This window comes from Candidatus Cryptobacteroides sp. (genome assembly GCF_056207615.1).
In genome coordinates, this window is record NZ_JBAEER010000099.1 from 19,784 (window position 1) to 27,792 (window position 8,009).

An 8,009-nucleotide genomic window follows, 5' to 3' on the forward strand; every position below is an offset into this window, starting at 1 on the left:
CATATATGGAAAACATACTCGACAGATTCCTGAGATACGTCTCAGTAGACACACAGTCTTGTGAGGAGTCAGAGACTCAGCCAAGCTCGGTAAAGCAGCTCAACCTTCTTTCCATGCTCCGTGACGAGCTTGTGGAGATGGGTGTCAGCGCTGAACTCGACCAGTACGGCTATGTAATGGGTACCATCCCTTCGAACTGCCCTGACAAGGATATTCCAGCCATCGGTTTCATCGCTCACGTTGATACATCCCCAGATGCTTCAGGAAAGGATGTGAAGCCTCAGATCGTTGAGAACTACGACGGATCTGAGATTGCCCTCAAGGGTGTTCCGGGCCTCTTCCTCAAGCCATCAGAGTTTCCTGAGATCCTCGACTACAAGGGCCAGACCCTGATCACCACCGACGGTACGACCCTTCTCGGTGCTGACGACAAGGCCGGCGTTGCAGAGATCATGGACGCTGTCCAGTATGTGATGGCACATCCTGAGTTCAAGCATGGCGAGATCAAGATCGGTTTCACTCCAGATGAGGAGATCGGTCGCGGTGTCGTCAAGTTCGACGTGGAGAAGTTCGGTGCAAAGTATGCTTATACCATGGACGGCGGCGCTGTCGGTGAGCTTGAGTACGAGAATTTCAATGCTGCAGCCGCTACCGTACATATCCAGGGCCGCAACGTGCATCCGGGCTATGCGAAGGGCAAGATGAAGAATGCCATCCGCATCGGTATCGAACTCGATGCTCTCCTTCCTGCAGACCAGAAGCCGGAGCTTACAGAAGGCTATGAGGGCTTCTTCCACCTCATGAGCTACAATGGAACAGTCGAGGAGGCAAGCTTCTCTTACATCATCAGGGACCACTCAATGGAACTCTATGAGGAGAAGAAGCAGGTAATGAGGGACTGTGTTGCAAAGATCAACGAGAAGTATGGGGAAGGAACCGCGAGCGTCGAGATCCGTCACCAGTACTATAATATGCGCAAGGAGGTCGAGCCTCACTTCCACGTGGTCGACAAGGCCATGCTCGCAATGGAGAAGGCCGGCATCAAGCCAAAGGTGCAGCCTATCCGCGGCGGTACCGACGGTGCGAACCTCAGCTTCATGGGCCTTCCTTGTCCTAATATCTTCGCCGGTGGTCTCAACTTCCACGGCAAGATGGAGTTCATCCCTCTCGAGAGCATGAAGGCTGCTTCTGCAGTCATCCTCAATATCCTCAACCTTTACGCAGAGTAAGATATGGGCAATCAGCAGAAATCTCCGGTTACCGTCTGGTCGGTGACCCTCGGCCTTCTGATGACCGTGCTCTTCTCGGCAGCCGCAGCCTATCTCGGCCTCAAGGTCGGACAGGTTTTCGAGGCGGCGATTCCTATCGCGATCATCGCGGTCGGCCTCTCTGGCGCCTTCGGTAAGAAGAATGCTCTCGGCCAGAACGTGATCATCCAGTCAATCGGTGCATGCTCGGGCGTCATCGTGGCCGGTGCAATCTTCACCCTCCCTGCGATCTATATCCTCCAGGGCAAGACTGACATCGACGGAAACCTCCTCTATCCTGAGCTTCAGGTGAACTTCTTCAGGATGTTCCTCTCATCGCTCCTTGGAGGTATCCTCGGCATACTTTTCCTCATCCCATTCAGGAAGTATTTCGTGAAGGAGATGGACGGACAGTACCCTTTCCCTGAGGCAACGGCAACCACAAAGGTGCTCACCAGCGGAGAGAATGGCGGCAGCAGCGCGAAGGTACTCGTGGTCAGCAGCGTAATCGGTGGTCTCTATGACTTCGTCGTATCCACCTTCGGCGCATGGTCCGAGACCCTTTCCACAACCATCGTCGGATGGGGTTCCGCTATAGCTGACAAGGCCAAACTCGTGCTCAAGCTCAATACCGGCGCTGCGGTGCTCGGTCTGGGATACATAGTCGGACTCAAGTATGCGTTCATCATCTGCTGCGGTTCGTTCCTCGTATGGCTCGTGATCATACCGCTCATGAACCTCATCTGGGGCGGCAGCGTCATCGATCTCATGGGCACGGGCATCGCTACCACCATCGGTGACATGGGTGCGGACACCATTTTCAAGGAGTACGCACGCCATATCGGCATCGGCGGTATCGCAACTGCCGGTATCATAGGCATCATCAAGTCTGCAGGCGTGATCAAGTCAGCGGTCGGACTCGCAGTGAGCGAGTTCAGCAAGAAACCGGGTGCAGCTGTCGCAGACGAGGATCCGACCCAGAAGGACATCTCCATGAAGGTCGTCGTGATGGGCATAGTACTCACCCTCCTCGCAGTGTTCGCGTTCTTCGCATTCGGCGGAGTCGTCAACAATATCTGGCAGGCAGTGATTGGTCTTCTCATCGTTGCCATCATCGCCTTCCTCTTCACCACCGTCGCAGCGAATGCGATTGCCATCGTCGGAACCAACCCTGTCAGCGGCATGACCATCATGACCCTCATCATCACCGCCCTCGTCCTCGTGGCCTGCGGTCTCCGTGGTGACACCGGAATGGTTGCGGCAATGCTCATCGGTGGCGTCGTATGTACCGCTCTCTCCATGGCCGGCGGCTTCATCACCGACCTCAAGATCGGTTACTGGACAGGCGTGACCCCTGCCAAGCAGGAGACCTGGAAGTTCCTCGGAACCATAGTTGCGGCTGCGACAGTGTGCGGTGTCATGATGATACTCAACAGAACCTACGGATTCTCTGGTGACAACGCTCTCGTTGCTCCTCAGGCGAATGCGATGGCTGCAGTCATCGAACCTATGATGAACGGTGGCAGCGCTCCTTGGCTCCTCTATGGCATCGGTGCCGTGATCGCAATCCTTCTCACCGTGTTCAAGGTGCCTGCGCTTGCGTTCTGCCTCGGTATGTTCATTCCGCTCGACCTGAACCTTCCGCTTCTCGTCGGTGGCGCGATCTCATGGTACGTGAGCACACGCAGCCAGGACAAGGCTCTCAACGATGCACGTCAGGAGAAGGGTACGCTCATTGCTTCCGGATTCATCGCCGGTGGTGCTCTCATGGGTGTCGTCAGCGCTATCCTCAAGTTTGCTGACGTCGATTGGTGGATGGCCGGATGGAACACCGTCGGAGCGGGCAAGATCGCCTGCGGTGCAGATATCGTGGCAATCTTCCCTTACGTCGCGCTGATCATATTCATGATCGTCGCTTCGATGAAGATCGACAAGAAATAACTTGTAATATAATATATGAAGAGAGGGTGGCCTTTGCGGTCACCCTCTCTCGTCTTATTGGTGTGCAGGACTTGCCTGCATCGTATCAGAAGGCCATCTTGAGGCTTATCACTGCCTTGTAGAGGTGGCCGCCCTTGTTGTAGACCATAGTCGGCTTCACGGTGTATTCTGCACCGGCGGAAGTGACTCCGTATCTGTGACCGTACTCAAGCTTGAAGGTGGCTGCGTCATACTCGAAGTATACAGGGTCGTTAGCTCCCCAGCTGCCGACCTTGCCATCGGCTGTACACCAGAATCCGAGGCCGTTGGCTGAGTATGCATAGCTTACAGTGCCGTCAGGCTGAGTGAGACCGAATGCGATCTGTCCGTCTGCAGGGCCCTTTGAATCCACTGTAGCGAGTGTGATAGACGAGATGGTGCTAGGCTGGAGCTTGAATGCCTTCGCGATGGCGATCATGTCGCCGTTGTCGAGAAGGTTCATGCTGCCGAGTACGTATGCATCTACGCCTGAATTGAGCTTGACCTCATGCTCGAGGCTGCAGTCCTCAGGGTCGCCGTCAGGAATGATGACGTTGCCGAGGAGGTCTGTATTCACGAGGCTGAACTCGTAAGGCCACTGCTCGTCGTTCTGTCCGTTGTCGTCCCATGCCTGGCGCTTGTAGGTGTCAGGGGTACCTACGACCACGAAATAGAGCTTCGCGGCATCAGCAGGGACATCGAACTCTGCGACGCCTGTCTTGCCTGAGTACATCTGACCGTAAGTGCTGTTTCCAGCGGCGTCAACCGATACGAAGCCGTATCTGAAGTTCTCGTCTATGTTGCTGGTCTTGTTGTACTTCTTCACGGTAGCGACTACCTTGCCGTCTCCGTCGATCACCTGACCAGGATCCTCTGCCAAGAGCTCGCTTCCTGGCTCTATGCCTGCAAAGTTAGCCTTGACGGTCTCTCCTGCAACTACGTTGAGAGGAATGAGATTGAATCCGGTGGTACCTGGGCAGTTGTCGTATGCTACCTGGTAGTTGCCTGCCTCGTTCTTGATGAGGTGGGTGGTGTAGCTCTTCGCAGCGTCGGTAGCGTACTGGTGTACTGCATCGAAATCGTAAGCTGCGCAATGCTGGACATAGTTGAAGTACTCCTCGTAGAAGGTGTTGAGGTCATCGTTGCAGAAGAGCCTCATGTAAGCCTGGAGCGGATCTTCAGGATACTTGCTCTCTCTCCATACCTGGGAGAATGCCTTGATGCCGTGCACCTGGGTGAAGTAGAACTGGAACCAGTAGCTTGCGTATCTGTGCCACTCGTGGAGGAAGCTGCGGTGATGGTTCGCGAGCCATACGTTCACATCGTAGCCGAATGCCTCCTGAGGATAGTCCTGGAAGCTCTGCCACTGTGCGCACTGCTCCCAGTATGCACATCCACCTGCACCGTTCGTGCCGTATCCGTAGCGGAATCCTACGTTCGCACCGAAGTCGGTAAGACTTCCCGATCCGTTGTAGAGCTTGTCCGCAGATACCTGATACTGGAAGCTGTGTCCGATCTCATGGCCGATGGTAGAACCCACTGGCTTGCAGGTGCTCGGATTTACCCAGAGGGCGCCGATGGTATCATCATATCCGGAGCCTGTGGCGAGCCACTCGGTCTGATAGAGGAGATATATCTGCATCTTGTACTGATCCAGGCGGCTCTCACCCTTGCCAGGCTCAGCCATTCCCAACTTCTTCACGTTGGTCTCGTAGAACTGCTCTGCCTTTGCGAGGAGGTCGTCCACGTCCACGCGAAGCGCGTTAGGAACAGAAGCGGCGTTAGGGTCGTCGCCGAACTCTGGCATCCAGAACACGAAGAAGTGCTCGCTCTGCTTCATTCTCCACCATGACCACTTCGCGTCGCTTCGGAGCATGTAGTCCGCTCCCTTCTCGAAACCGTCGTTGTATGGCCTTGGACAGTAGTACTTGTCGTAGTCCTTGATCTTGGACTTGTCCATCACGAGTACGGCGTCAGGGTTGGCATCCTGGTGGATGGTCACCTCAGCCTTGCTCTTGCCGGAAGTGAGAATGATCTTGGCCTCGCGATAGTTCTCCGAGTCGTTCTTGGAGAGGATGAAAGGCATCTTTACAGCACCGGCAGCACCTGAGCTCTTGGTGAGCTTGATCCATGACTCGTTGCCTGCAAGTGAGGCGCTCCAATCATAAGGTGCTGTGAAGGATACTGAGCCTTCAACGTCATTCCATGCCGCATTGACCACTGTCTGCGATACCTCAATGGTCTTGTCACCATTGTCGACCGGCTTGTTGTCGCAGGCAGTGAAAGCTGCGGATGCAGAAAAAATCAGGAGCGCAATCGCGCTCCTGACTGAGAGATTATTCGAATGTTGCATTGCAAACCAATTCTACGAATTTCGAAGCGTCAGACTTGCTTGCGTAAACGAAGTGCACCGTCTTCTGAGTTCCAGAAGCGATACCAGGATAACGTCCGATACCTACAGAACCGTCCTCTGCCCATGTCTCGACATAGTAGCAGCAGCCGTCGCCCCAGTTCTGGACATTGCCCTCACCGTCGCACCAGTAACCGATACCGTTTGCGGTGTAGCTGTCGTTCATGCTCCATGAACCATCTGCCTTGACCATGTACATGGCGATGTCGTCATCAGGATCTGCAGCCATCTCGAGGAATGACTCGAGTGACATGCCGAGGCCCTTCTCGACAGCGTCCTTATGGTTCGCGAAGACAAGCTCGTAAGCAGCATAGTCGCCCTCTGGGATAGAGAATGACTCCATGATGAGACCAGGGTCAGATACTGAGTACTGAACCTTGAAGCGAACATAGTCGTCGAAGTTCTGACCGTTCTTGATTGCGAAACCGACGTTGATTGCGAAGGTTGTACCTGCGGCAGCGTCGTCAGCTACGCTTGCGATGAGAGCCTTGTTTGCAGCATCGAGGGTGATGGTGCCGACATTGGCGCTCTCTGCGATGTTACCTGCAGCGGTATAGTACCATCCATTGGCACCGTAGGTAGGCTTGGTGAGATCCCATGCACCCCTGTTGGTGTTGATGTTGGAGAATACGATAGATCCGTTGCTTACACCTGCGAGCATATCTGAAACTGACATGCCGAGGTTCTTCTGGATAGTCTCAGCGTAGTCGTTGAGGTCGATAGTGACAGGTGACACATGACCTCTGCGGAACTCTGCATTGACGTTGATGGTAGCAGCTACGTCAGCACGGAGGTAAGGAGCCTCGCCCTCGCCGTATACGTGCTTGTGGCTGGCAGCATTGTAATCGTCGCTACAGCTGGTAAGGCCGAGAGCGAGACATGCCATTGCGATATAGATAATATTCTTTTTCATGCTAATAATTCTTTATCAGTTGACGACATATTACATACCGTAGCCTGGATTCTGCTTGAGCTTGATGTTGCCATCGAGGGCAGACTTAGGGATAGGGAAGATGTCGCTGTGGCGATCGGACTCAGCATCCTTGCAGAACCAAGACTTACCACAGTAAACGTTCATGTTGGTACCCTTGATGTTGAAGCGGATAAGGTCGTCACGACGGTGTGCCTCGCAGACGAACTCCTTAGCATACTCGTCGAGGAGACCGCCGAACTCGATGTCAGCACCACCTTCCTCGGTGATGATCCAGTGATCCTCTTCACCCATCTTCGCAGTGTTCTCCCTGTGGCCGTAGTTGTAGCTACTTCCACCGATGAGCTGCTCAGGGGTAACGGTTGCCTTGCTTGCGTCGTTGCCGAATGCCCTCATGCGGACTGCGGTAACGAGGTCAGCAGCGTCCTGGGTGGTCTCACCCTTGTAACCGCCGAGACGGAGAAGGCACTCTGCCTTCATGTACATGGCGTCAGCAAGACGGAAGTAAGGAACGTCGTCATAGCTGGTACCGAAGTCGCCGCTCTTGATCTCGTACTTGATGAGACGGTAGCTCTCGAATGGATAGCAACCAGGGTTGTCGATGCTGTGGAGCTCTCTTGTGTATACGAGTGGCTCAGCGTCTACCATGATGGCGCTGCCGTCCATTGCGAACTGCTGGCCACCGGTCCAGGTAACGTCCATACGGGTATCGCCCTCCTCGTAGGTGTCGAGGAACTGAGGGAATACGATTCCACCACCGGTTGCCCAGCCAGAGAAGTTCCAGCGAGCGCGGCCTGCATTGTGTGACCAAAGGTTAGCCATGTAGTTTCCGCCACCGTACTTGTTCTCGTAAGGGATACCGAAGATGATCTCCTTGTTTGAAGAGATGTCCTCCATGAAGTTCGAGCTGTAGGTGGCAGAGAGGCTGAAACCGCCTTCCATCACCTTCTCGAGCTCGTCGATACATTTGCCGTACCATGACTTGTCTGAGTCATCCTGGAACCATGCATTGTGGTTGAGGTAGAGCTTTGCAAGGATCATGTGGGCAGCGTACTTGTTGATCTTACCCATCTCGATGGTTGAAGGGCAGAGGTCAGCGACTGCGAGGAGCTCACTCTCGATCCACTCGAAGGTAGCCTTAGGATCTGACTGCTCAGGAGTCCAGCCTGCCTCGTGGATGAAAGTGGTGTCAAGAGGAATGTTGCGGAAAAGGTCGAAGAGGTTGTAGTAGTAGAGTGCCCTGTAGGCGCGTACCTGTGCTACGATGTTCTCGTTCGCGGTGATAGCCTCGTTCGCGAGGATCTTGTTACATGCGTTGACTCCGGCATAGTTGCTCTCCCAGTTCTGCTCGAGGAAACCGAGCTCTGAGTTGAAGTCATGCTTGTGCATAGGAATGTAGAGGTCACCCCAACCGATACCGATTCTGTTAGGAACACCCCATACATCTGAACTCATGTCCATG

Annotated in this window: 5 protein-coding genes; 2 read left to right on the forward strand and 3 right to left on the reverse strand. The window is 54.3% G+C overall.

From position 1 onward, the window contains the following. The first annotated feature begins 5 nt into the window (after nt 1-5). Nucleotides 6-1,229, forward strand: a complete 1,224-nt coding sequence (gene pepT / locus AC06ND_RS06110) for a peptidase T (RefSeq protein WP_475678109.1) — start codon at nt 6-8, stop codon at nt 1,227-1,229. A 3-nt stretch (nt 1,230-1,232) separates the two neighbouring features. Next, the gene (locus tag AC06ND_RS06115; RefSeq protein ID WP_475678110.1) at nt 1,233-3,188 is read left to right on the forward strand and encodes an OPT family oligopeptide transporter; all 1,956 of its coding nucleotides are present in this window, start codon (nt 1,233-1,235) and stop codon (nt 3,186-3,188) included. Between the two features lie 85 nt (nt 3,189-3,273). Here the strand turns inward: AC06ND_RS06115 and AC06ND_RS06120 are convergent, their stop codons facing one another. From AC06ND_RS06120 to AC06ND_RS06130, 3 genes are all read right to left on the reverse strand, one after another. Beyond that, the gene (locus tag AC06ND_RS06120; RefSeq protein WP_475678111.1) at nt 3,274-5,559 is read right to left on the reverse strand and encodes a DUF6055 domain-containing protein; all 2,286 of its coding nucleotides are present in this window, start codon (nt 5,557-5,559) and stop codon (nt 3,274-3,276) included. Further along, the gene (locus AC06ND_RS06125) at nt 5,543-6,529 is read right to left on the reverse strand and encodes a DUF4859 domain-containing protein (RefSeq protein ID WP_475678112.1); all 987 of its coding nucleotides are present in this window, start codon (nt 6,527-6,529) and stop codon (nt 5,543-5,545) included. Before AC06ND_RS06125 ends, AC06ND_RS06120 begins: the two co-directional genes overlap by 17 nt. A gap of 30 nt (nt 6,530-6,559) precedes the next feature. Next, the coding region (locus AC06ND_RS06130) for a RagB/SusD family nutrient uptake outer membrane protein (protein ID WP_475678113.1) at nt 6,560-8,009 on the reverse strand (1,450 nt) is incomplete at its 5' end.